Consider the following 24,690-nt stretch of genomic DNA (forward strand, 5'->3'; position numbering starts at 1 on the left):
ATTCCGGCACTCTCTTGGAATCAGTGATCACGACTCGATCTGAACGTAAAAGCGATCTGCCTCTGGAATTACATTGAAGGGCGTCATGAGCGCGGAATTCCTCATAGCCCCATTCCTCGCTGCCGCCCCAGCTGCCACGATACCGATCCGCCCTGCACCATGCCTGCGACCTCGCGGCCGAGCTGCCGGTCGATAACAGGCCGCCATGGGACAAGGGTGAACTCGTGGCTCTGTTCGACCACGGCGAACTTGCCACTCGATAGATGCACCGCTCCGGTGAACTTGCCGCTGATCTTCTCGCCATCCGCCGCCGCCCGGAACGGAAGCGCCTTGCTCTCGGCCAGCTCCGTGCCGACGCGGGCAACTTCGCGCTCGCGCAGAGTGGCGAGAAGGCTGCGCCGGTAGAAAATGCGGCCGTCCCGTGCTCGGGTAGCGTCGCCCTGTTCGATATGATGTTCGCGGCGCTTGTCCATCGCCTCGCGCACCTGCTGACCGAAACCGGCCGGAGCGAGATCCGATGCGTCAGGCGTCACCAGCCTCCGGTCGAGCCAGGTCGCGCCATCAGAACCGATCTGGCTTTCCAGATTGAAGGTCGAGATGACGCGGATACTGGCCTGCCGGTTGCGGCCGGCGTCGTAGGTGGCGGCACGACTCTCGAAATCCTCGGGGATGCGCCATCGATCGGCGTCGATCCGCTCGACGATCCCGGCGCGGCGAAGCGCCTCCAGTCGCCGGACATGAGCATCGACGAACCCGTCATAGTCGCCACCCGGAACGCGGCCGTCGAATTTGGCCTGTTCCAGATGGCGGCTCGGCCGATAGGTGCCGTCCTCGGCGATGGCCGCTATCGCGCGGTCGGACGGACGGCTTGCGGTGTCGGCCTGGCCGATCTCGATAACGCTGCCGATCCGGGCATCCTCGACGCGGGCCGGGTCGATGCCCGGAACATGATGTGTCCGGCCGTCGATGCCGTCCACCACGACGGTCAGGTTCTCGCCCATCTCGTCGGTGAGATATTTGTCCACGACCCGGCCGACGATGGGCGTTTCGGGCGCGGCATCATGAAGCTGGAAGGTCATCGGATCGCGCTCCAGGCCATCGGCCTTCAGCGCCTTGTGCATGTTGCGGATGATGTCGCCGCGCTCGCCCATCTCGCGCAAGGTCGGCTCCATCCGGTCGCTCAACTCCCAGACGCCCGGCGCGTGTTCGGTCGCCAGCCCCATCTTCTCCAGCTTGGCAAGACGGCGCAGGCGCAGCGTGCGATTGAACTGGCGGCGCGGATCGTCGGGCTCATGGCGCAGATCGAGGAATTTTTCGTCGGCTTCTTCGGTCATCGCCCGGTCGATGCGGGTGAAGCGGTCCTGATCGACCTCGGCCGACAGTTTTCGGGTCTGCTCGATCTCGGTGACGGGACCAAGCTCCAGCGTGGTCAGCTCGCTCGCCCGCTCGCGGAGTCCGTTGGCGAGATAGTCGCCGTTGATGACGAGGTTCTCGCCGAGATCGTCCTTCCCCCGGACGATGACATGCACATGGGGATGACCGGTATTGTAATGGTTGACCGCGACCCAATCGAGTTTCGTGCCGAGGTCGCCTTCGATCTGCTTCATCAGATCGCGGGTGTGCTCGGTGAGGTCCGAGAGATCGACAGCATCCTCGGGCGAGACGATGAACCGAAACTGGTGGCGATCGTCCTTGCCGCGCTCGACGAAGGCATCGCCGTCGGCGCGATCTTCGGTGGCGGAATAGAGCTGGCCGCGTTCGCCATCGCGCGAGGTTCCGTCACGCTGAATGTAGCGAAGATGGGCGGCGGCCTTGCCGTTCTTGCCGGCCTGCTGGACGTAGCGCGTCTTGACGACGACGCGGCGCATTCCCGGCGCGCTGTGGCGCCAGCCGCCCGACAGGGTTCGAGCATTCACGAAGGCCGCACCGCGTCCGCGCTTGACGCCCGGCCCCTTGCTGGCCCGCGAAACCTTCCCGCTCTTTCCGGCCGAACCCGAAGTGGTGCGTGACGGGGATCGCGATGCCGATGGAGACGATCTGCCAGGGATGTTGCTATGCTGGCGCGCGAGCTTCTTGGCCTGGGTGAGAAAGCTCTTGGCCTTGCCGAGCTTCGGCGCATCCGCTCGGATGCGGCCGGGCTTCGGACGGAAGCGGTTTTCATCATCGGCGCTCATGAGTGCGCCTCTGGCCAAAAAAATGCCGAACCCGCCGGAAATCGGCTAAAATGCGGCTGTAGTGCCGGTCAAAACCCCGCAAGGCCAAGGCTTTGCGCGAATCTCCGGCACCACGGGGCGAAAACCATGGTGCCAGTCCCGGCTCCCCCAACCAGTGTGCAGACAACAACAAATTCAGAAATCGGGCCAACGTAGTGCCGGTTTCCTTTATCTTGCCCTCCGCCTTTACTGCCCTTTCCGCCCTTCCTGCCGGGAATCCAGCCAGGCGAAACCCTGCATGACTGGACACCGGAACGTATCGCGCCGAGCGCGGGAACACGCCTGTCATGGCGCTCCCCCGTCGTCGGCGCGGGCCACAAAAATGCTGCCGGTCGGCTCCGTATCGGCGGCATTGCGCACCGGAACGGGCGCGCGGATGTCACCGGATTGCACTTCGGATGACGGCGCGGCGGTAGTTCGCATGTCGGTCGAGCGCGTGACGAACAGCGGAGCCGCGCGCCAGTCGGGCGGCGGTGGCGGTTCTGGCGCGGGTATTTCGCCCCCGGCCGAACTGCCCAGAACTGGCGCAAGCGCAGCGACATAGGCGCGCGTCTCGGCGGGCAAGGCACGGCCTGTCGTGCGATGTTCGTCGTAACGGCCAGGACCGGCATTGTAGGCCGCGAGCATCGCGGCGACGTTGCCGTAGCGGTCCCACATTTCGCGCAGATAAGCCGCACCCGCCATGATGTTGTCGCGTGGGTCGTAAGGATCGCGGCCGAGGCCATGGCGGACGCGCAGGCCCGCCCAAGTGTCGGGCATGACCTGCATCAATCCCATCGCTCCGGCCGACGAGATTGCGCGCACGTCGCCCGCGCTCTCGGCGCGGAGCACTGCGCGAATCCAGTGTTCGGGAATACCGAAACGTTGCGAGGCTTCGGTAATGAAGCCGGCATAGGGATCGGAGGGATTCGCGCGCGCGACGGGTGCGGCTTGCGCCGATACGGCAACCGGACTGACTCCGACCGCGAGCACGCCAGCCAGCAGCAGACCGGCATATCGCACGATCTTCCTGTCTCTGTTCGACCTCCAGCCTGCCAGCGTGCTCGCTGCGGTCAAGGGCAAGGCGCGAGCGCCGGCGAGAGGCCGCCCCTGACCTTCGCTGTGCGCGCCGGCCGTCCGGTGGCCGAGCGGGACGACAGGATGAGACGGCCTTGCCGCGAACAACGGGATGAGGGTTTTGAACGCGAGGATGACGCAATAGCGCATGGCTTTCAGTCCCGCCCGCCACGCGGCTTCGGGCGGTTCCAGTGCAGTGACCACGCCGTCTTGTCGTTGCTGTTCTGGAAGAGGTTGGCGCGGATCGGCTGCGGCAAGGCGGGATCGTCGATCACCAGCGAAATGTAATCGCCGGCTTTTTCGCCGACCTCCTTCCAGCCCGCTCCGACCTCGGGGCCATCTTCGGCCCCATGAAGGACGCGATAGGCGGGCGCGTTGTCCGCATCCGATGGTTCGGCGGGAACAATGGTCAGTTCACGGTAAAGGGTGAGCGTATGAACACGGCCGACGAAGGTTTCATTTTCGGCGGTGAATTGACCGATCTGTGGCATGACAAGTCTCCAATGGTTGCAGGTTTCAGGGAGGATTAATGCGTCGGCACGCGCCATTCGTAGCGGCCGTCGCCTTCCTCATCGGTCCAGAGCGGCAGCGCCCGGCCGATGACGGAATCTGCGGGGATGGGTCCGAAGTAACGGCCGTCCAGGCTGTCGCGGATCTCCCAATTCATGAGGAAGATTTCGCCGTCGCCGATGACGCGGCAGCCCTGCCAGACCGGCAGATCGCGGCCGATCCGGTCGCGGTCCAGCGCTTCGCCCATTTCCACGCCATCGACGGTGACGGTGCGGCCAGTGCGGCAAACCCGCTGTCCGGGCAAACCGAGGACGCGCTTCAGGAGCGGCACGCCGCGCCCGACATAACCGCGCTCGACCATGAAGGCGGCGAGCGGTTCGGGCGGCATGATTGCGACCAGCTCGGGCACTTCGATCCGCTCGGCGGGTTCGACGGTGTAGAAGCCGATGGGCGCGCTGGCCGTGGCGTTCCAGATCAGTTTCGTAGGCGTCGGGATGAACGCGGCGATGGCGACGCCCATCGCCGCAAAATACGTCACCATGACGTAGCCGAACCGTGTCATGGTTCGATCCTCCGGCGATGGAGCCAGGCGGCGTGTCGTTCCGGCGTGTAGTCGCGCGGCTCCAGACCGGCGGTCAGGCGGTTGTGGACATGCCGCCAGTGATCGGGCGCGGCGTCGGCCGGATCGAGGCCGAGCGCTTCCACCGCGTCGATGGCGGCCAGCGCGCGCTGCACCTTCGCCCAGCTATCGAGGCGCAACAGGATGTCGCCGCCGGGGCGGACGAAAGGCAGCGTCTGGAACGGCTCGCCGCGGCCGATGGCGCGCACGATGTCGATGCGGGAAATCACCGTGCCATGCTCGCCCGCCGCCCAGCGGACGAAGGCGAAGACGCTTTCCGGCGCGAAGCCGACGAGGCTGCGGCGACGGTCGATGATCTGTTCGTAGCTCTTGCGGCCGAACCGTATCCAGCGCTCGACCTTGCGCTTGTCGAAGGTCAGTTCGACCAATGTGGTGAAAGGCGCAGGCCCGTCCGGCAGCGGACGGCCGTGCAAGCGGCGGGCCGCGTTGCCGGTCATATCGGATCTCCTTCGGTGGATGGAAATTCGCGCGCGAGCAGGTCGCGCAGCATGTCGGCGACGGTGATGCCGCGCCGGAAAGCCGCGACCTTGATGCGCCCGCGCATCTCGGGCGTGATGTCGATCGTCAGGCGAGCGGTGAACGCCTCGCCTGTGGTTTTGCCGGTCTGCGGCGTGTCCGAAGCCTTGATCCAGCTCTCGGGATCGCTCGGCCGGGATGCGAAGCGAGGCTTGCCGGGAGCGCGGGTCATGGCGCGCTCCGCCCGATGCCGAGATGGTCGATCTCCGTGGCAAGCGCGGCGATCTCGCGCGTGGCCCGGCTGTCGGCGTCGATCTCGCTGGTAAGCCGGCCGGACTGCGCGGCGTCGGCGAAGACGACGCGCTGGCCGATGGTGGCGGCAAGCAAGGGCGGATCGTGGTCGGCCAGCGTCTCGGCCGTCTCTCGGGCGATGACGGTGCGCGCGCCGCAACGGTTGAGCACGAAACGGGCGACCAGCTCAGGCCTGTAGATGCGCGCTTCCTTGAGAAGCGCCAGCATTTCGGCCGAGGCCCAACCATCGAAGGGGGATGGCTGCACCGGGATCAACACCAGGTCGGCGGCAAGCAGCGCCGAGCGCATCAGAGCTGCGACGCGCGGCGGCCCGTCGATGACAACGTGATCGGCGTCGCGGGCCAGCTCCGGCGCTTCCCGGTGCAAGGTGTCGCGGGCCAGGCCGATAGTGCTGAACAGCCTTGGCAGCCCCTCATGGCTGCGTGTCTGCGACCAGTCGAGCGCGGAGCCTTGTGGATCAGCGTCGATCAGCGTGACGCGCTTTCCCCTTGCGGCCCATTCTCCCGCGAGGTGCAGCGCCAGCGTGGTTTTGCCGACGCCGCCTTTCTGGTTGAGGAGAGCGACGATCATGGCTTCCCTCCCGGTTCATCATCGAAGGGGAGGTGAACGGCGGCTGGGGAGCCGGAAGTATCTATCGAGACTGGCCGGGAAGATGTTCTGCGGCGATTGCACGACGCGCGATTATGGGCGCTGCCTGAAGATGTGCGCGTGGTTCTATCCACATCGCGCGCGCGCTCTTCAATGTTAGATTCTTGGTTAGATTCTAAGTTAAGGGCACGATTTCTTTTTTCTTTTTCATCGGTTACGGCCTGTTTGAGTTCCCGATGGCACGTGCGCGCGGTTCCCGATGGCACAAGGGTCGGGGTTCCTGATGGCACGACGCCATCCACAGCTTTTCCACAGGGTTTCCACGGCTCGAACGCGAGCAGGGTGCGGCCACTGACCTCGATCTCAAGGCAAAGCCAATATCCCGGAAGCGGCTGACGACGGATGATGTCGCGCAACTCGAAAGCAAAGCGCTTGAAGGGCGAGAGGCTTCCCGACTTCAGGTAGAGGTGACGCAGATCGAACCGCCAGCCTCGCCGCTGCTTGCCACCATGCTTTCGTACCAGACGATAGAGCCAGCGCTCCAGGCCGCCCGTCAGGTTGAAATAGGTCCGATCGATGGTGAGAACGAGCGCGTCGTCGAGGACTGCGCTGTAGAACCAGTCCGGCACGATCAGTTCAATGCCTGCCGACCTGCCGCGATGGTCGGTGCGTTCGCGCCATTCGTTGATCCAGGAGAAGCGATGGCGGCGGCCTTCCGCGGACTGCCGGATCGAGGTCGACACCGTTGTCGACTGGAGCCGATCAAGCCCGGCCTTCAGACGCTGATAGTCGCGCGCGCCGACACCACGCCGGATGAAGGTCAGTATTTCGTAGGGCGTGGCGGCCATCAGACGCGATGTTGGCAATCCTGCGTCGCGGGCCTCGACGATCTGGCTGGCCGCCCAGATCAGGATGTCGGCGTCCCAGATGGTGGCCATGCCATGGTCGGGTACGGCTTCGACACGGATCGCGACGCCGCCGGCGACAAAATCGATCGGGGCTGTCCGGTGAGATTTCGAGAGCGAGAAGAAGGGATAGGCCATGAGATCCTGTGCATCGCGAGGCGAGAAATCGCCCGGAAGCGCCCTGAACAGATCGAGCTGCCCACGTTCTGATGTTGAGCTTTTGCGCATCGGCATGAGGGAGCCGCCTCGCGGCTATCGCGCACGACGGGCAACGGGTGCGGTTGCCTGCCGCTTTGCCGGCTGCACCGCGCCACGCGGATCGGATGTGGACCTGACCGAGCCGCTATCGGCCCAGGCCGTCAGGTCATCGACGGCATAGACGACGCGCCCGCCGAGTTTCCGGTAGGCGGGGCCGGTGCCATAGGTGCGGTGCTTTTCCAGTGTGCGGGACGACAGGCTCAGGAATTCGGCGGCTTCCTTGGTGCGCAGGTAGCGTGGCGGAAGGGCGGCGAGATCGGGTCGCATGGATGGGGCCTCCGTGGGTGCGTTGAGGCCGCTGGCGAGCAACGGCTGACGCAGGCCACGATGGCGAAGGCGGGACGGCGAGTTGCAGTGGGAAGTAAGGGGGGCCTAAAACTCCACACCGGCTGCGAGGCTGGCGCGAATTATGATCGGCGACGATGCCGAAGAAGGCCGCGATAGCCACCGGCAATCATGGCCTCGGCCCCTTCCAGGAGGCTCATCACGGCATGCCGCTCCGAAGCCGCTTGCCATTCATCGCGGGTGAGTTTGCCGGTGTGGAAGATTACTTCGGCGATTTCCTTATGGGTGGCGCCGGTCTGCCGCCCATCGAAAGCCTGCAACATGCGCCGCGCACGCGCACGTTGCTGACCCGTCAACCGCGTGTCTGGCGGGACGGATCGGTGGTGAAGCGAAGCAAGCAGACGGACAATCGCCTTGACGCGATCGAATCCTTCTAGTCCGAGCGGCACGATGGCGACGAGCCCTATATCGACCGGGGCGTCATTCGGCAGAACGAGATGGAGATGATCGCCGCCGCCGAGCGGATGCAGGATGTGATGCGCTTCAGGCCCGACTCTCTCGTGCGCGTCGGACAGAGCAGTTGCCGCGATTGTGCCATGTGGCAGGATCGGGGGCGCCGGCGCGAGTATGACAGCGCCTGCGTCGTCTTCGGGAAGCCAGAAAACCGGAGTTTCAGTAGCGTTGAGGCTCGGTGGGGCGGCGAAATCGCAGCCCCCAGCGGAGGCTCGCTCGTTTAATCAAAGCCGGGGTGTGAGTTGCGGCATTTTGCAGAGCATCGAAGTCGCGCTGATAGTCCTGGTTGCGCCTCAACCACTCCCAGCCGACATCGGATGCGTTCAGATGGTCGGTGTAGTCATAATTCGACGGTGTTCGCCACCGGGATGTGTCGGGAGACATCCTGCCCTCCAGCCTTTTCGCGGTTCTGGTGTGTCGAGGCGAAGACGATTGCCGGCTCGGGCAAAAGGTGGAAGCCGCATTGCTTGCAATGGGTATTGCGGCCAGCGCATCACCAGATCAGTGGCTTTGTCCTTCACGAACAAGCTGGCGATAGCCATGGGTGGTCATCCAGCGGGCGCGGGCCAGGTGCCGGTCATGGACATGACGGGCACGTTCGGGGTCGCACTCGGGATCAAGGCCGAAGAGGACACTTACGGCTTCACGCCAGTCAGCACCGTCAGCTGCTGCATCCAACAGACGCATGTAGAGCTTCATATGCGCTCGATCGTAGTCGGTGAGCGCAAAGCTTTCCGGCGGCTCATCCAGAAAGTTGGAATCGGTCACGATGCCCCCTTTGGGATATCTCTATCCGCATAGAAGGAATTTATTAACCACGATGCGACCGAAATCCCAAGCCTGTTTTCAGGCGAGACCGGGACGTGAGCGCTAGAGTGGCGGTGGGGACCGTCGGTGTTTCTCATCGACCAGCAGCACTCCGATACCCTGGTCGGGGTTCAGGAAGATGATGCCGCTGCTCTCGAACGCCCTGCGAACCTGATCGCGCGTCGTCTCATACACGTCGAGTCTGCTTTCAGACTCGAGGCGTTTGAGCGCGGTCAGCGATATTCGGGCCTTGTCAGCGAGCGTCTCCTGAGTCCAACCAAGCAGCGCGCGTGCGGCCCGCGATTGTCGGGCGGTGATCATGCATGATCACCTCCCATTCGGACCAGCTCTCGCGCCAGAACTACGACTATAATAGTCGCTCCTCGTGGGTCTGGCCAGACAATTTGACAGGTTTACGGGTGGGATAGATTGAACTGCTGCCGACTGATTCGGTTGCCCTCAAGCGCTTTGCCCCGCCCGGATCGTCCGGGCGGGGCATCTTCGCGCGACGGGCTTACTCGCCATTGCGGCGATTGGGCCGGGACCAGATCAAAGCGTAGCTCTCGCCGTCTTCGTCGTCGAAGAGGTTGGCGTAGATCGGGGCGGTGAAGCTCGGATCGTCGAGCTTGAGGCCCAAATAGTCGCGGCCCTCGTTGGAGCGCTTGGACCAGGCGGCGCCGATCTCGGCGCGGCCGACCAGGACCCGATGGCTGGGGGCGTTCTCGCCGGTGGCACGCAGGTCGGGAACGATGCGCACGCCCTTGGCCTGGACGCTGAGGGTGACGATTTCGCCGGTGAATTCGTTCGAGCCGGTCTTCTTGAAGGTGCCGATGGTTGCCATTTTAAGTCTCCGTTTTCCGTTTCCGAGCCCGCACCATTGCGGCCTCGATGGCGATCGACCGGCCGGAGACGAACGCTGGCGCACCCCAAAGGGGCTGGACAGCACAGGAGAAACTTTCTTGTTCCGCGCGGAATGGCGGCTCTGCCGGCAGGGGAAGAAAGTTGTGACGACGCTGTTGCGCTAAAGCGGTCGAAGCGCATCGCGCTGTTCTTCGGCCAGATCAGGCCATTGAAGAGGCCGTTTGGAGCGGTCGAGACACGGGGGCTGAACGGAGACGGTGGCAACCTTGGGGCTCAACAGGATGACCAGACCGGCCGTACCGGCTCTTTTGTCACCGCGCGTCTCAGGCCATGCGCATCTCTCATTCCGGCCTATTCCAACCGGCGTCGCCCCATCGGTTTCTGGTCAGTCCACGAACGCTGGCGCTGACCGTCCTACGCTCCTATGGGGCGCGGCTGTGTCTCACGCTGATCCGATGCTTGCCCGCTATCTACCGCCATATTCCTGACGAAGATGGAAGATGATCCGTATCCGCTTCTGGTCGCGATCAACGGATCACTGTGGTTCAAGTGCGCACAAAGCCGCCGTCCGCTGGGCCGGTCGCGGCCATGCCCGCAACGCGCAGGAACGTTGTCACGCCCACCGCAACCGCTCCGATGACCGAGAAGATGAGTTGCCATGTCTCTGAGGGCATCATGTGCTTGACGATACCGAGGGTGGCGTAGAACCCGGCCATACCCGCCGGAGCGACAAAGGCCAGAGCGATCAGCAGTCGCGCCCAGATCGGGCGGACCAGCATGAGCAGGCCCTGACCGACTGCCAGTGTCAGACCGGCGGCGAGAAAACCAATGAGGATGCCGCCGAGCCAGCCAGCCCCCGTGCCATAGGCCCAGGTTCCTGCGTTTATGCCGATAAAGAACGGAAGAGCAAAGACGGCAAGGTTGAACAGCAGCCAGCACATGGTGCCGATGGCTGCGATGGAAACAAGGATTCCGAGGACGATCATGGTGGTGTCTCCGTGCAAAATGTTGGACGGTTGCGCCTTCCACCACCACCACGGCGCACCGCGACCTTTAGCATGAACATGTCTGTCTGTGCGACATGGAATGATCGGCGTGAGCTATCGCCATGCTCATGATGAAGCTGGGAAGGCAGCGCTCACGCGCTGCCTGTCCCGAAGCGATAGACCGGGATGCCCATCTTGCGGGCCTTATCGGCCAGGTTGTCCTGAATGCCCGTGCCGGGGAAGATGATGACCCCGATCGGCATAATGCCGAGCATCTGGTCGTTGCGTTTGAACGGTGCTGCCTTGGCATGTTTTGCCCAGTCGGGTTTGAAGGCGACCTGTGCGACCTTGCGGTTATTGGCCCATGTGGCCGCGATGCGTTCCGCGCCCTTGGGCGATCCGCCATGCATCAGCACCATGTCCGGGTGCTTGGCGTGGACCTGATCGAGCTTGGCCCAGATCGTCCGGTGATCGGTGGTGTCACCGCCCGAGAAGGCGATCTTCGGACCTGCGGGCAGCAGCACCTCGTTGTCGGCCCGGCGTTTTGCGGCGATGAAGTCGCGGCTGTCGATCATGGCCGAGGTCATCTTGCGATGGTTGACCCGTGAGCCGGAGCGTTGCGACCAGGGCGTTCCGGTGGTGCGCAGATAGATGTCCGCGGCGCTATCGCGGAAGGTTTCCATGCTGTCGCGGCGCTCGATCAGGCTTTGGCCCGCGCCGATCAGGGTTTCGAGCTGGACGGATTTGACCTCGCTGCCATCCTGTTCACGCTGAAGACGCTTCTGTGCCTGCTCGTTATCGTCGAGTTTCGTCTCGATCCATTCGACAGCGCGGTGGAAGGTGTTGACGGTGGACCAGAGGATCTCGTCGAGGTCGAAATCGAGGCTGGTGTCGGCCATGGTGGAAATCAGGGCATCGAAGATGTCGGAGACTGCGCCCTGGATGACGTGATCTTCGGGTGTGATCCGGGGATCGGCCTCGTCTTCGGAGGGGCGGTAGCCGTAGAGTTCGAGTTCTTCGATGGCATGGCCGGTCGGGGACGTGCTGTGATCGGGTTCGAAATCGTCGTGCGCGTACATGGGATGCTTCCGTCAGTTGGACCGCGACCGTCGCGGCCTTCATGGCGACGAAAGCCCACGGGCGCTCCGGTCTGGCAGCGCGAGCCTCTGGCGAGGGCCTTGATGGCAAAGCCCGGCTGATTTGTTTCGCGCTGTAAAGGCGGGCTTGCCCGCCGACGGAAATCAGTCGGGCGCCGCCATTGCCTGACCGGAGCGTTTGTGGGCCGATCGCCCTCTCGGAAGGCCAAGGCGCGGTCCTCTGCTGATGACAGGATGCAGCCAATGCGCATGAAAGGATCGGAACGCCCCGATCACGGCCCCCGTACCGGCTATGCTATCGAGGCCATGAAGCGGCTGACGTCCTCGGGAGCGATTTGCACCCGGATCTTTGCCCGAACGGCATCCAGCCCATGAGTTGCGAGATCTTCGTTGAAGTCCCCCATCATGGGCGAGAGCGTGATGGCCTCGATCCCGACCTCGTGCGCCCGGCCCACCAGGCTATCGCAGGCGCTGTCACCTGCCGGATCGTTATCGCGGACGATATAGAGCCTGCGCAGTTGTGGCGGGAACAGGATGGCAGCGAGGTGTCCGGCAGAGAGTGCGGAAACCATCGGCATGGTGGGCAGAGTCTGACGCAGCGACAGGATGGTTTCGATGCCTTCCCCCGCTGCCATGACATCCTGCGCATCACCGAAACGAACCGCATGCCCGAGCAGGTCGCCCATTGCCTTCCTCGGCGGATCGACAGGTGCCTTGCCGGAACCGTCCGGGGCCAACCATGTGCGGTGTGCGCCGGTAATCCTGCCATCGAGGCCGGTGACGGCGGCGATCATGGCGGGCCATGTCTCGGTCGGGCCATCGTCCTCAGGCCGCCAGTAGCAGTTGGGATGGAAGCGCAGATTTGCGGTTTGGCGTAAATCCGTAATGCCGCGTCCGCGTAAATACGCCTCTGCGGTACTGCCGATGAGCGGTTGCGTCATGCGCCAGAGGCGACGTGCCGCTTCGGACGATCCCGATGGTGCTGGCGTTCGAGACTGGCGGGATGACGGATCAGGGTCAGCATGCGGCAGGCTGAGGAAGCGCCGGGCCTCTTCGGCAACATCTGCGAAGTCGATCAGGCCGAGCGAGTCCCGGATCACGTCGAGCAGATCGCCATGTTCACCCGTGGCCGAGTCCTGCCATTTTCCGGCAATGCCTTTCACGCTGTCGTGCAACCGGACGAACATGGAGCGTCCAGCCGTGTTTCGGACATTGCCAACCTGCCAGTAATTGCCCTGTTTACGACCATTCGACAGATAGTGGCGGCACACCGCCTCGGCCTGTCGGCCGAGACGCTGGGCCAGTTCGGAAGCGTTGAGACGCGCCATTATGCGGCCTCCCGCTCACCGATGCGCTCAACCGGGAAGCGGTCAAGCAGTTTGCCGGTGATCTCCGGTCCCGTTGCATCGACGGGCACGAAGAAACGCAGCTTCCACGAGATGATCTCGCTGAAGAGGCCATAGGCCCGCAGCCGGTCGCGCATCGCGTCAGTAAAGCCGGTCAGTTCGATCCGGTTGGCGCCCATGACCCGGACGCGGCGCAGTTGCAGCCCCTCGGCGAGATCAAGGATCGTGCGACCTTCGATCAGCGCGGCATAGGCGGCATCCGGTGTCAGGCTGCTGGTGACGCCACTGGTCGAGGCATTGGCGGCCCATGCCGGCGAGACCCGGCGACCAATGATGCGTTCGCCCTCGTCGGTCTGGAGGCGATAGACGCGGGAGGATTCCTGCGGCAGGCGTTTCCAGATCGGCAGAAGCAGCCCTGTCACCATATGCAGGATGCTGTCGGTGAACTCCGGCACCTCGGCCAGTTCCGCAGTCCAGGCTGCGCTGAAGGCGACACGATCGGCCTCGATCCAGTGGGTTTCGCCCATCGCCCGCACCGGAATATTTATCGCCTCCATCGGCCGGATCAGCCGCACGCGCCGTTCGATCTCGCCATCATCCAGCATAACGCTGGTGGTCGGAATCTGCACGGCGGCACGTCCCGACCGCTCGTTGATGAGCAATCTTGCGCGGGGATCATCCAGTTCAGCCAGCGTGGCATCGAGCGTGACCGGCTGATTGCGTTTGCGCTCGGTGAGCGTCAGGAGCCGGGTTTCCGCCCCTGTGCCCGGATGGATGTGGATCACCTGCCGGTCGGTGACGATGAAGCTTTCCGCCTTCAGCGTTTCCAGCCCCATGTCATAGGTGCCGGATGCAATGGCCCCGTCGATCCGGGCCTGCAGAAGCTGCTCGAAGGCCGAGAACAGAATACCCTGCAATTCGATGGTCAGCGCCAGCAGACGGTTGAGGAAGGTGGTGATCGGCGGCAGGTCGTCCTTCACACCATTGCTGTCCATCAGCTTCAGGCCGGTGGCGGATTCAAACCGTTCGAGCGAGCATCCCTCGACCTTGCCGCGCACGATCAGCAGATAGAGCTGGCGAAGCGCGTCGCGGGCATAGCCGGATTCCAGATTGTCCTCGGGGCGGAACAGCCCTTGTCCGCCGGTCTGGCGCTGGCCGCGTGTGATCGCGCCCAGCGTGTCGAGGCGGCGGGCGATGGTCGAGAGGAAGCGCTTCTCGGCTTTGACATCCGTGGCAATCGGCCGGAACAGAGGCGGCTGCGCCTGATTGGTCCGGTTGGTGCGCCCCAGCCCCTGAATGGCGGCATCGGCCTTCCAGCCCGGTTCCAGCAGATAATGGACTCGCAGCCGCTGGTTTCGTGCCGAGAGTTCTGCGTGATAGCTGCGCCCGGTGCCACCGGCATCCGAGAAGACCAGAATGCGCTTGTGGTCATCCATGAAGGCCGAAGTCTCGGCAAGGTTGGCGGACGGCGCACGGTTCTCGACCGCAAGGCGTGCCGATGCTCCGTCGCTCTTGCGCACGATCCGGCGCGAGCGGCCCGTGACCTCGGCCACCACATCCGTGCCGAAACGCTGGACGATCTGGTCAAGCGCACCGGGTACAGGTGGAAGCGAACCCAGCTGCTCCAGCATCTCGTCGCGCCGCGCCACGGCTTCGCGGCATTCCACCGGCTGACCGTCGCGGAAGACGGGGCGTGACGACAGGTTGCCCTCGCCATCGCTGAAGGGTTCATAGAGCTGTACCGGGAAGGAATGCTGCAAATACGAGCCGACATACTCCCTCGGCGTGATATCGACGGAAATATCGTTCCATTCCTCGGTCGGGATCTCGGCCAGTCGCCGTTCCATCAGGGCTTCGCCGGTCGAGACAATCTGAATGACGGCGGCATGGCCTGCTTCAAGATCTGCCTCGATGGACCGGATCAGGGTCGGGGTTTTCATGGAGGTCAGCAGATGGCCGAAGAAGCGCTGCTTGGTGCTCTCGAAGGCGGAACGCGCGGCGGATTTGGCCTGCCGGTTTAGAGTGCCCTCGCTGCCGGTGATATTGGCCGCTTCCATCGCCGCGTCCAGGTTTCCATGGATCACGGCAAATGCGGCCGCGTAAGCATCGTAGATGCGGCGTTGCTCGCCGGTCAGCGGGTGCTCGACCAGTTCATATTCAACGCCATCATAGGAGAGCGACCGCGCGGTATAGAGACCAAGAGAGCGGAGATCGCGGGCCAGAACCTCCATCGCCGCTACGCCGCCGGCCTCGATCGCCTCGACGAATTCGGCGCGGGTCTGAAACGGGAAATCCTCGCCGCCCCAGAGGCCGAGCCGCTGCGCATAGGCGAGATTGTGGACGGTGGTGGCGCCCGTCGCCGACACATAGACCACGCGGGCATCCGGCAGAGCGTGCTGGAGCCGCAGGCCCGCGCGTCCTTGCTGCGAGGCGGCGACATCGCCGCGTTCTCCCTTACCGCCACCGGCATTCTGCATGGCATGGCTCTCGTCGAATATGATGACTCCATCGAAATCGGAGCCCAACCAATCGACGATCTGACGCACGCGCGAAACCTTTTCGCCCCGGTCATCGGAGCGCAGCGTGGCATAGGTGGTAAACAGGATGCCTTCCGTCAGCGTGATCGGCTTGCCCTGCGGGAAGCGCGACAGAGGTGTGACTAGCAGTCGCTCCATGCCGAGCGCCGACCAGTCGCGCTGAGCGTCCTCGATCAGCTTGTCGGATTTCGAAATCCAAACCGCCTTGCGCCGTCCGCGCAGCCAATTGTCGAGGATGATCCCGGCCGATTGGCGACCCTTGCCCGCGCCGGTCCCGTCGCCCAGCATGAAGCCTCGGCGAAAGCGGACAGCGCCGGCTGCATCCTCGAGTGCGGCGCTCACATTGTCGAAATGCTCATCCACCATCCAGGCGCCAGCGAGATGATCAGCATGGGCTTCTCCTGCATAGATCAGGGTCTCCAACTGCGCATCCGACAGGCGGGTACGGATGTCGGCGGGAAGCATGGGCCGGTAAGAAGGCTTGGGCGGCGCGATCGAGGCCATGGCGGCCGATTGCACCAGCTTGGTCGGATGTGGCTCGGCGAGGGGGATGCGCAGCGATTGCAGCGCATATTCCTCATAGATCGCGTCCGACAGCCGCGCGCCTTCCGGCGGCGCCCAGTCCACTGGCTCATAGGCGAGTTCCATGCCCTCGGGATCGTTGGCCGGAGCAGCAACGGGGCGGGAGGATGCGGCGCGGGCAAGATAACCGCGCACCGTCTTCGGAGCCTCGGCGGGCAATGCGATAGCGGCTTTCGGCAAGGAGACCGGCAGGCGTGGCGGAACCTGGCTCTCGATCCAGCCGATCAGCGTGGCGACGTCGGGCGCAATCCCAGGTGAGACCGGGAAGATGGCAGGGTCGTCGGCGGGCGCCTTGTCGATCACCGTCAACCGTGTGTCGATGCTGGTGCCGTGCTTGGCATAGACCGCCCCGCCGATGGCGGCGGTGAACACCACGCGGCCACGTGCCTGCAAGCGGATGAAGGCATCGCGCCAGGCCGGGGCCTCGGGATTGAAATTCGCGCCGGTAATCGTGACTAGCCGCCCGCCGGGGGCCAGCCGGGCGAGCGCGGAAGCGACATGCCGACATGCGGCATCCGCTACGCGTCCGGTGACGTTCGCCATGACCGAGAATGGCGGGTTCATCATCACGACGGACGGCACGGCATCCGGGGCCAGATGATCGTCGATCTGGGCGGCATCCAACCGGGTGACGGGAAAGGCCGGAAAGAGAGAAGAGAGAAGATCGGCGCGGATTTCGGCCAGTTCGTTGAGGATCAGCGAACCACCGAGGGTTTGTGCCAGGATGGCCACAAGACCAGTGCCCGTCGAGGGTTCGAGCACTATATCGTCCGGGGTGATCGATGCCGCGGTCAGCGCGGCGAGGCCGAGCGGCAAAGGCGTGCTGAATTGCTGGAAGCTCTGGCTTTCTTCGGAACGGCGGGTTTGCGTCGGCAGCAGGCCGGCGATCTTCGCCAGCGGATCGAGCCGGGAAAGCGGAGACGCGGCTTTACGGAAAAGCGCCTTTCCGTATTTTCGCAGGAACAGAACCGTGGCGACCTCGCAGGCTTCATACGCCAGTTTCCAGTCCCAGGCGCCGCTGGCGTCGGACGCACCGAAGGCGGTTTCCATCGCGCCGCGCAGGATCGCGACATCGACGCGCTGGCCGCGTTCGAGATAGGGAAGGATGAGATTGGCGGCGGCCAGGATGGAAGGCGCAGCCGCCAGCGGCGCGACCGGCTCGGCCGCGGGAGACGAAATGTTCATTACGGAAAACCTCAGGAGAGCGGGAACGGGAAAGCCCGGAGGGCGCTCTCTCTCGACCACCCGGACTCAACCCGTCCCGGCACCTCTCTGCCTCTTGAGATGATGACAGTGGAAAAGCGCCCCGCCGTGACGGCGGGGCGCTTATCAGGATCAGCCGAAGCGGCGTCCCGTGTCGGTGAAGGTGTAGTCATTGGCGATGATGGTCTCATCAACTGCTTCGTCTGAGGACAGATAGTCGTATTCGCGCTCAAGCTGGCGATAGAGCCAGCGGGCGAGGTCACGCAGCGCCTCAATGACGGTTTCCTCGGCGTCGTCCGTCATGTCCTGCCAGGCCGGGCTATCGCGCTCGACGGAGATCGCCATGCAATACTCATGATAGTAATGACCGCGATGGGTGGCTTCGGCGCGAAGCTGATAGAAGTTTCGGCGCTGGATCGTGTGAAAGGCATCGGCGATGCGGTGCAGTTCGGTGTCCTGCGGGGCATATTCCCTGATACGGCGCGGCGCGGCCTTTCGATAGGAATACCGCGTTTCAAAGCAAGCCCCGTCGCCCTGCGACCAGAATCCCCGAAACCAGATGCGGGGCTCCTGCCGTGTGCTGCCGCCCATGAGCCGGACGGGCCGTGTCTTGAGGTCCAGGCCCAAGATTTCCGCGATGCGCTGGAAATCTTCATAGACGGCATCGTACCATTCGTAGTCGAATCCGCCCTCGCGATACCAGGCGCGAGCCTTGTCCTTGGCCGCATCGGACAGCTCGTCGAGCCTGTAGACCGTGGTTTCGATGATCTCAGGCATGAGGGTCGCCTCCCTCCAGCACGATGGACAGCCAGCCATCGGTATAGATCCAGTCCACAGTCTCGCCGGTGGCGAGATCGAGGACATGGGCGCCGCCGCCGAACCCATCGACGCGGGGTTTGGAACAGGTGTTGGCGTATTGCATGCCCCATAATCCGGTCAGGCCGAACTCGGCCGCGCAGCGTTTGACGAACTGGATGACATGCTCGGGATCGCCCGTGCCGTCATCGCGCATCCAGAGATGCGAGCCCCCATGTTCGGGCTGGATCGAGAGCAGAAATCCGTCCGAAGGCGGATCTTCCGCGGCGTTATCATCCGAGAGCGCATTATAGAGGTCGAGCGCGCGGGCAGCGTTTTCGGGGGTGCCCACTTCAAGCAGGCAGGAGAAATGGGTGAAATAGTCGGCCATGTCAGGCTCCTGAAACGAAAGCGCCCGGCGCGAGGCCGGGCGGAATTGGGAGGAAAGGCGGCGGTCAGCGTGCCGATGGATCGGGAACCGGATGCGGCGAGCCGCCGGTGTTCGGTTCGGTCTCCGCGGTCGCGGCGAAGGGATCGACCAGCTTGTGTATCGGCTGGGCGCGGCCCATCCATGGCTGGGGACGGATCGCGCGCACCCAATCGGCGAAGCTAGGTATGAAGCCGAAATCCTCCAGCACATGCTGTTCGCCGATCAACCGCACGGGCACGACGCGGCCGGTCGAGATGGTGATGGTGGCGCCGAACGTCCGCTCCAGTTCGAATATGCCCTGGGCATGATGGCGGAGCGCCCTATGCCGGAAATCCGCGATGATCTCCTTGGACTCGTCGAACCATTGGTGCAGCGGCAGATAGTCTTCCGCCGCGCCACCCCATTTGCGCGCCGAGGACAGCGCGTGATGATAACAATGTCCCATCATCGCCTCCCTCAGAAACTGTGCATGTAGTTTTCGGAGGCGGTGTAACGCTCGTTGTAGTCGAGCGTGATCTCCCGCTTTGCGACGTCGAATATGACCTCACCATAGGCGCCGTCATTATTCTCCCAGCCGCCATGCGTTCGTTCGAGGACGTCATAGGCGAGATTCTCGACAGCCGTGGCGATGGTGACGGTCGAGCGCTCCGGCTCCGACTGGCCCCAGACGGTTTTGGCGAATGCGATCATGGCCCCCGGCATGGCGATGTTATCGTCGCCGGCCTTGACCTCGACGTCCTCGATCTGGCCGGAATCGCCATATCCGTCGAAGGTGACGATGATGGTGGTAACGCCGGTGAAGACCAGCGCATCGAACAATGTCGCCTTGTTGATGGCGAACAGATCGGCCTCGAGCCGGGATTGAAGGGCGGCCTGCGCTTCCCAGTCGGAGAACGGCGGGCGCGGTTCGGATGCGGTTTTGCTGTTGTCGGCCATATCAGGCTCCTGAAATGAAAAACCCGGCGGATGGCCGGGCGAAGTGGATGGGAAGGTTGGCGTGAGGTCAGGCCGCCTGAGGCAGGCGGAGCAGCTCGGTGGTGGTCTCGCGCCAGAACGGATCGACCAGCCGGGCTTCCAGCGTGGCGGCGCGGTAGCGATACTCGCGAGCCTCGTCGGGATCGGGCGACCGGAAGGCCATGCCGCGCAACCGGCTGGCCTCGGAGACGATCCGGCGCGCCTCGGGGTCCGAGGCAACGGGCTGCTGCCAGAGAATGACACCGGCACGGATTTCACCGGCGAGGACCAGGCGATGCTCGCAATCCTCGATGACCATGATCCGTGGGCGGAAGTGTGGGAAGCTGTCGGGGCCGGTGCAGATATTGCTCTGGGACAGGCGCAGGCAGGCAAAGCGCATGGCCTCTTCGGGTGATTGGCATTCCCCAAGCGGAATGGTGCGGTCGAACCGGTCGGCCTTGTCATTACCGTCATCGCTGGCGATGCCGAGGCACGAGATGCGCAGCGGCAGCCTCCGGGCGCGAAAGAGCGCGGGCATCACCTCGGTTGCGAGAATCTGGCCGATGGGCCGGAAAGTATCGGATCGGAAATGGGTCATCGGGATCACTCCATGACGGGCGCCGGCGAGCCTCTCTCTCCGGCAACCAACCCGTCACGGCCGAACGGCCCGCACTCTTCCTCTCTGGCCGGGGCGCGTCCCCGGTTGCGCTGCCGGCGATAGGCGGTCATCGCAGGACCGGACGCCCGGTCGCGGGATAAGCCGCGATCCGGGCGGAGGGAATGAGGCGCGTGTCGCGCCTCAGGCCCATGGGTCCAGTTCCAGCTTCACCATGTCGTTGTCGCCGTCGAATTCGGCGGCGGGGCAAGCACCGTGGGTTCCGTCCCCGGCCTGGAACACGACGATCTCGACCATCAGCGTGTCGGCGAGGCTGGCGGCGAAGGCGGTGGCATCTGCGTAGGACATCGGGATCGGCTCCTGTCTCTGGAGGCGGGGGACCATCCCCCGCGCGACAGGCGCCCGAAGTGTCTGACTGGATCTGCAATCACTCTCGTGCGTTCGGGCATGTGTCCCGAATCCGCGAGAGCGGCACGCGCGCGTAGGCCGACCCCTTGCGGGTTGACTGCAAAGAGACGGATCAGACCAAGGTTTGCGAATGGAAGCGGGGGTGGTGTTTTGCCTCTGACAGGATGCCGAAGACCCGTCGCAGATGTTTCTCCGCGCCAGCCTTGCCCTCATGCGGCATCAGGATCGTGTTCCAGGCCGGGGATGGAACCCGTTGCCCAGACCGGATCATCGGAATCATGATGAAGCTGGTATCGGGACCATTGAGGCCGGTACCGGGTCCGTGACGACCTTCAATCCCAAAGTCCGTCAGCGATCTCGCGCGCGATCATGGCTTGCGCCTTCATCATCACGTCATCGCCGCAAGTGTCGATGTGATCGTAGAACCGGGCATCATTGCCCTGCGCGGTCCAATCCGCGTAGCGGCAATATTGGCGCATATCGAGACGAAAGGCGCGCATGTCGTCGGCCCAATGGGGCTTTGGCTCCACTACGACGGTAATGCCATCGCGGGTTTCCTCCCACGGCAGCGAGCGTTCCGAAGGAGGGGTGGCGCTGTCCTCGCGAAAGATCTGGTCAATGTCGATATTTGCGGGCATCGGATATCTCCAAAGAAAAAGCCCGGTCACGAGGACCGGGCGAAGTGTGGAAACGGAACGGAGGAGACGGAGCAGCGGAAGCCGCCCCGCCTGAGGATCATTCGGCAGCGACCATCGACTGCGCGTCCTCCTCCTCGGTGGCTTCTTCATCCTCGCCATCGTCGACAAGGAACTCGGGCAGATCGTCCGCGTCCGTATCGACCTTGGCATCACGGTCCACCATGCGCAGCGGCTCCGGCAGCCAGCCGGTTTCGGCCAGCAGGCGCTCGGCTTCTTTCGCCATGTCGCCTTTCTTCAGATGATCGATGAGCTGCGCCGCCCAGTCGCCGGCGCCCTCGCGCACCGCCTCGATGATCCGCGGTTTGGTCACGCGGCCGAGATAGTTCCCGACCGTGGGCCGCCAGCCCACCGCCACCATGTCGAGTCCGGTCGCCCGAGCGAGCCGGTCTGCCTGCGACAGGCGCACGTCGAGACCATGCTGGCTGACGCCCATGCCGCTATAGGGGTTGGGTTTCTCGTGCAGGGCGTTGACGCCGAAGCTAACGCAATGGGCGAGCAACTCCATCCGGGTGTCGTCGTCCTGATCGGCCAGCCAGTCCCAGAGCGCGGCATCGTTGGCCGGGATGTGATCGCCCCAGCGTTCATGCCGATCCTGGATGGACTTTGCCGAGGCGCTTTCGCCCAGATCCTCTGCCTGCGCCGGGAAGTGAACCTCCCGGACCTGGGCCTCGAGGCAGCCCCTGGCGGAATGAGGCAGGAAGCAATCCGTGACCAACCGGTGCAGCAACGCCGTCATCGCCACATGCGGGTTGGTCGCCACGGCATCCCGAAGCGCCAAGGTGCGATGCGCAGTCAACTCGCTGACGAGGCGATCGGGCAGCGGCCGGATGGTCTCGACCTCTTCGTCCTCCTCGGTTTCCGGCGCTGCACCGCCCACGGTGATGACGGCGCGCTGGACACTGCCGGGCTCGCCGCCTTCAACAGATGCACCTTGGGCGCCATCGCCCTCCTGGCCTTCCACCACCTCGTCTTCGGAGCGGACATAACCGCGCTCGACGGCGAGCTGACCGTCGTGACGGATGCTGACGAAAACACCGGCACGGGCCATCTGGTCGGCGGCATAGATCATCGGCCGGGATTCGAGGGCATCCAGCGCTTCCTCGATCTCGCCGAGCCGCGCATCCACCTCGTCGGGCAATTCGTCGGCCTCGGCATATTCCGCCTCCAGCGCGTCGAACTCGTCGCGGAGCTTCTCGCGTTCGGCACGCTCCTCGTCAGTCAAGTCGATGGTGGCGCCGGCCAGACGGCGCATCCCGCTGGTGTGGCCATAGGGGAAGTCCACCGCGATCTCGATCCATTTCCAGCCTTCCTCAGCGATGGTTTCCGCGTCGGCCTTCAGCTTTTCCCCGACAAGCCTGTCGAGCAGCACCGGGTCCTGGAGCCAGCCGCCATCGTCCTGCTGGAAGAGATCGCGCAGCACGCAGCCGCCGGCGTCCTCGTATGCGCCAACCCCGACGAAGAGCGCCCGCTTGTCGGAAGCGCGCACGGTGGTTTCGGTGAGAAGGCGGCGGATATAATAAGGTTCCTTCTGCCAGCCGTCCCGGATCGCTTCCCAAACCTTTTCCTGGCGGGCGTGATCCTCGGAAACGCTGAAGGCCATGAGCTGTTCGAGCGTCATGCCGTCCTCGGCATAGACATCGAGCAGCGAAGGCGAGACCGAAACGAGGCGAAGGCGCTGCTTTACCACCTTGGCGTCGACGAAGAACGCGGCGGCGATTTCCTCCTCGCTCATGCCCTTCTCACGCAGGGTCTGGAAGGCGCGGAACTGATCCAGCGGATGCAGCGGCGCGCGCTCGATGTTCTCGGCCAGCGACACCTCGTCGATCAGGATGTCGTCACTGGCCTCCGAGACGATGCAAGGCACCGGCGCGGTCTTGTTGAGGCGCTTCTGCTTGACCAGATGCTCCAGTGCCCGGTAGCGCCGTCCGCCGGCGGGCACCTCGAAGAGGCCGGTCTCCTTGCCCTCCGCATCCAGCTCTGGCCGGACATGCAGGGACTGGATCAGGCCCCGGCGGGCGATGGACGCGGCCAGTTCCTCGACCGAGACGCCAGCCTTCACGCGCCGGACATTGGACTGGCTGAGCACCAGCTTGTTGAAGGGGATGTCGCGCGAGGACGACAGGGTGATTTTCTGAACGGCAGTGGCCATGTCAGTGACTCCATGACGGACGCCGGGGAGCCTCTCTCTCCGGCAACCAGCCCGTCACGAAGCGAAGCGCCGCCCTCTTCCTCTGAAGAGAGCGACGCCGAACCCGCAGAGCCTGGAACCCGGAATTCAGGGAAACCGGCTTTCCGTATCGGAGGATTTCCGGCTCAAGGATTGAGCCGCGCGGTAAAGCACGCGCTCGGCATCACGGATGCTGCCGGTCTCACGCGCCGCCTCGGCCCAGACCGAGATCGGGAAATCTCCGATGAAAAGCAGATCCCGTTCGATGCCCATGCCAAACGGCAACTGGAGGGATCGCAGTTCCTCGAAGCGCCATGAGCCCAGTTCGGGACAGCCGATATCGGCCAGTCCGAACATGGTGTCGCCATCCTCGTCCAATTCGGTCGCAAGCCAGACACCCGCGCCGAAGGGGTTGAAGAATTTGACGACCGGGATGTGATCGGCGTCCGGTTGGCGGCCATTGGCGAGAAGCTGCGCGCGCTGTTCATCTGTCAGGAGGATCATGCCGCGGCCCTCCGCTCGGTGGCCGCCATATCGGCTTCTGCGGCGTCGCCCTCCGGCAGATGCGAGAGAATCCAGTCGGCCGCCTTGCTCGCCTGCGAGGCGGCGCGCACGATGGCGCGGGAATCCTCGCGCATCACCTCCAGCCACGAACCAACATAGTCGGCATGGCGCACCGTCGGCACGATCCCGAGCGAGGCGCAGCAAAAAGCGCTCGAAATCTCGGCTATCATCTCCTCGAAGGCGTATTTCTTCGTACCGAAGCTACCCGAGAAATCCCGCCCGAGCCGGGTCTCATGCCCTGTGGCGTGACCTATCTCGTGGAGGGCGGTCCGGTGCCAATTGATCGGCTCGAAATAGGCTTGCGGCGGCGGCACCTGCACATAGTCCTGAGCGGGGGCATAATAGGCGCGGTTCCCGCCGATCCGGAAATCGATGCCGGTCGCCGCGATCAGCGCCTCGACCTGCGGCTCGATCATGCCGGGCGGTGGAGGTGGGGCCTCGACGGCGATGTTGTCGGGCAGGCCTTCGCATTGCGCGGCGTTGAATACGGTGAACCGCTTGAGGAACGGAATGCTGCCGGCTTCCTCCCCGGTCTCACGGGCGCGGCGCTTTTCGTCCTCCGGCGTGAAACGATCGGCATAGACGACGGTGGTGCCGTGCTCGCCCTTCCTGACATTGCCGCCAAGCGACAGCGCCTGGCGGAAAGTGAGCCAATGCTGGGTGGGATAGCCATGCTGGATCACGGCCCCCCAGAGGATCAGGACATTGATGCCGGAATATTGCCGGGCGGTCGCCGCGTTCCTCGGCATGGCGAGCGGCGCTTTCGCCGCCGCCGTGCCCCAAGGTTGGACCCAGGGAAAGCGCCCTTCCTCCAGGTCGGCGATGATCTTGTCGGTGATGTCGTCGTAAAGATTCGTGCGCGTGCCGCCCTTGCGAGCCGCGCGTTGCTCTCTGGCCATCGGG

The 24,690-nt window shown here is 64.1% G+C and carries 28 protein-coding genes; all 28 read right to left on the minus strand.

What is annotated here, in order from left to right:
* Positions 1-101: 101 nt before the first annotated feature.
* The 28 genes from AC4FS3_RS05110 to AC4FS3_RS05245 all read right to left on the minus strand — a co-directional run bounded on the left by AC4FS3_RS05110 (position 102) and on the right by AC4FS3_RS05245 (position 24,686).
* Positions 102-2,174: a relaxase/mobilization nuclease domain-containing protein gene (locus AC4FS3_RS05110; RefSeq protein WP_030540738.1), complete on the minus strand. Its 2,073-nt coding sequence runs from the start codon at positions 2,172-2,174 to the stop codon at positions 102-104.
* Positions 2,175-2,498: 324 nt separating this feature from the next.
* Complete coding sequence (locus AC4FS3_RS05115) at positions 2,499-3,473, minus strand: transglycosylase SLT domain-containing protein (protein ID WP_314187854.1); 975 nt, start codon at positions 3,471-3,473, stop codon at positions 2,499-2,501.
* Entirely contained in the window at positions 3,425-3,817 is a 393-nt protein-coding gene (locus AC4FS3_RS05120) for a DUF736 domain-containing protein (RefSeq protein ID WP_456071384.1), read from the minus strand. Before AC4FS3_RS05120 ends, AC4FS3_RS05115 begins: the two co-directional genes overlap by 49 nt.
* A complete protein-coding gene (locus AC4FS3_RS05125; protein WP_369828446.1) occupies positions 3,796-4,320 on the minus strand; it encodes a S26 family signal peptidase in 525 nt (174 codons plus the stop codon). Before AC4FS3_RS05125 ends, AC4FS3_RS05120 begins: the two co-directional genes overlap by 22 nt.
* A 17-nt stretch (positions 4,321-4,337) precedes the next feature.
* The gene (locus AC4FS3_RS05130) at positions 4,338-4,856 is read right to left on the minus strand and encodes a DUF2840 domain-containing protein (protein ID WP_030540742.1); all 519 of its coding nucleotides are present in this window, start codon (positions 4,854-4,856) and stop codon (positions 4,338-4,340) included.
* Positions 4,853-5,107, minus strand: a complete 255-nt coding sequence (locus tag AC4FS3_RS05135; protein ID WP_030540743.1) for a hypothetical protein — start codon at positions 5,105-5,107, stop codon at positions 4,853-4,855. The genes AC4FS3_RS05130 and AC4FS3_RS05135 overlap by 4 nt, the downstream gene beginning before the upstream one ends.
* Positions 5,104-5,757, minus strand: coding sequence for a ParA family partition ATPase (parA, locus tag AC4FS3_RS05140; RefSeq protein ID WP_030540744.1), 654 nt, complete (start codon positions 5,755-5,757; stop codon positions 5,104-5,106). The genes AC4FS3_RS05135 and parA overlap by 4 nt, the downstream gene beginning before the upstream one ends.
* Complete coding sequence (locus tag AC4FS3_RS05145) at positions 5,754-6,914, minus strand: replication initiator protein A (protein ID WP_030540745.1); 1,161 nt, start codon at positions 6,912-6,914, stop codon at positions 5,754-5,756. Before AC4FS3_RS05145 ends, parA begins: the two co-directional genes overlap by 4 nt.
* Positions 6,915-6,932: 18 nt before the next feature.
* Positions 6,933-7,205 (minus strand): helix-turn-helix transcriptional regulator, encoded by a 273-nt coding sequence (locus tag AC4FS3_RS05150; protein WP_030540746.1) that lies wholly within the window; start codon positions 7,203-7,205, stop codon positions 6,933-6,935.
* A 140-nt stretch (positions 7,206-7,345) separates the two neighbouring features.
* Positions 7,346-7,672: a DUF2285 domain-containing protein gene (locus AC4FS3_RS05155; protein WP_199797745.1), complete on the minus strand. Its 327-nt coding sequence runs from the start codon at positions 7,670-7,672 to the stop codon at positions 7,346-7,348.
* A gap of 223 nt (positions 7,673-7,895) precedes the next feature.
* Entirely contained in the window at positions 7,896-8,120 is a 225-nt protein-coding gene (locus AC4FS3_RS05160) for a transcriptional regulator domain-containing protein (protein WP_183754805.1), read from the minus strand.
* Between the two features lie 117 nt (positions 8,121-8,237).
* Positions 8,238-8,504, minus strand: coding sequence for a DNA -binding domain-containing protein (locus AC4FS3_RS05165; RefSeq protein ID WP_081856769.1), 267 nt, complete (start codon positions 8,502-8,504; stop codon positions 8,238-8,240).
* A 102-nt stretch (positions 8,505-8,606) separates the two neighbouring features.
* Positions 8,607-8,864 (minus strand): helix-turn-helix domain-containing protein, encoded by a 258-nt coding sequence (locus AC4FS3_RS05170; RefSeq protein ID WP_030540750.1) that lies wholly within the window; start codon positions 8,862-8,864, stop codon positions 8,607-8,609.
* A gap of 193 nt (positions 8,865-9,057) precedes the next feature.
* Positions 9,058-9,384 (minus strand): DUF736 domain-containing protein, encoded by a 327-nt coding sequence (locus AC4FS3_RS05175; RefSeq protein ID WP_030540751.1) that lies wholly within the window; start codon positions 9,382-9,384, stop codon positions 9,058-9,060.
* 565 nt (positions 9,385-9,949) lie between these two features.
* Positions 9,950-10,390: a hypothetical protein gene (locus AC4FS3_RS05180; RefSeq protein WP_030540752.1), complete on the minus strand. Its 441-nt coding sequence runs from the start codon at positions 10,388-10,390 to the stop codon at positions 9,950-9,952.
* Positions 10,391-10,542: 152 nt separating this feature from the next.
* On the minus strand, positions 10,543-11,469 hold the full coding sequence (locus tag AC4FS3_RS05185) for a DUF2493 domain-containing protein (protein WP_103023844.1): 927 nt from the start codon (positions 11,467-11,469) through the stop codon (positions 10,543-10,545).
* Between the two features lie 308 nt (positions 11,470-11,777).
* Positions 11,778-12,815 carry a DUF7146 domain-containing protein gene (locus AC4FS3_RS05190; protein ID WP_030540754.1) on the minus strand — a complete coding sequence of 346 codons (1,038 nt, stop codon included), beginning with the start codon at positions 12,813-12,815 and terminating at the stop codon, positions 11,778-11,780.
* Positions 12,815-17,137 carry a strawberry notch family protein gene (locus AC4FS3_RS05195; RefSeq protein WP_030540755.1) on the minus strand — a complete coding sequence of 1,441 codons (4,323 nt, stop codon included), beginning with the start codon at positions 17,135-17,137 and terminating at the stop codon, positions 12,815-12,817. Before AC4FS3_RS05195 ends, AC4FS3_RS05190 begins: the two co-directional genes overlap by 1 nt.
* Positions 17,138-17,287: 150 nt before the next feature.
* Entirely contained in the window at positions 17,288-17,932 is a 645-nt protein-coding gene (locus AC4FS3_RS05200) for a DUF8835 domain-containing pootine (protein ID WP_103023845.1), read from the minus strand.
* The gene (locus AC4FS3_RS05205; RefSeq protein WP_030540757.1) at positions 17,925-18,341 is read right to left on the minus strand and encodes a hypothetical protein; all 417 of its coding nucleotides are present in this window, start codon (positions 18,339-18,341) and stop codon (positions 17,925-17,927) included. Before AC4FS3_RS05205 ends, AC4FS3_RS05200 begins: the two co-directional genes overlap by 8 nt.
* A gap of 64 nt (positions 18,342-18,405) precedes the next feature.
* A complete protein-coding gene (locus AC4FS3_RS05210; protein WP_030540758.1) occupies positions 18,406-18,825 on the minus strand; it encodes a DUF6915 family protein in 420 nt (139 codons plus the stop codon).
* Between the two features lie 11 nt (positions 18,826-18,836).
* Positions 18,837-19,316, minus strand: coding sequence for a DUF6878 family protein (locus AC4FS3_RS05215; RefSeq protein WP_030540759.1), 480 nt, complete (start codon positions 19,314-19,316; stop codon positions 18,837-18,839).
* Between the two features lie 67 nt (positions 19,317-19,383).
* Complete coding sequence (locus AC4FS3_RS05220; RefSeq protein ID WP_030540760.1) at positions 19,384-19,932, minus strand: hypothetical protein; 549 nt, start codon at positions 19,930-19,932, stop codon at positions 19,384-19,386.
* 201 nt (positions 19,933-20,133) lie between these two features.
* Entirely contained in the window at positions 20,134-20,298 is a 165-nt protein-coding gene (locus tag AC4FS3_RS05225) for a hypothetical protein (protein WP_173830039.1), read from the minus strand.
* 392 nt (positions 20,299-20,690) lie between these two features.
* The gene (locus AC4FS3_RS05230; protein ID WP_030540761.1) at positions 20,691-20,996 is read right to left on the minus strand and encodes a hypothetical protein; all 306 of its coding nucleotides are present in this window, start codon (positions 20,994-20,996) and stop codon (positions 20,691-20,693) included.
* A gap of 97 nt (positions 20,997-21,093) precedes the next feature.
* Positions 21,094-23,205, minus strand: coding sequence for a ParB/RepB/Spo0J family partition protein (locus AC4FS3_RS05235; RefSeq protein ID WP_030540762.1), 2,112 nt, complete (start codon positions 23,203-23,205; stop codon positions 21,094-21,096).
* 126 nt (positions 23,206-23,331) lie between these two features.
* Positions 23,332-23,727 (minus strand): DUF2958 domain-containing protein, encoded by a 396-nt coding sequence (locus AC4FS3_RS05240; RefSeq protein ID WP_030540763.1) that lies wholly within the window; start codon positions 23,725-23,727, stop codon positions 23,332-23,334.
* Positions 23,724-24,686, minus strand: a complete 963-nt coding sequence (locus tag AC4FS3_RS05245; protein WP_103023847.1) for an ArdC family protein — start codon at positions 24,684-24,686, stop codon at positions 23,724-23,726. The genes AC4FS3_RS05240 and AC4FS3_RS05245 overlap by 4 nt, the downstream gene beginning before the upstream one ends.
* Positions 24,687-24,690 lie beyond the last annotated feature (4 nt).

It is taken from the genome of Pseudogemmobacter sp. TB195 (genome assembly GCF_058313095.1).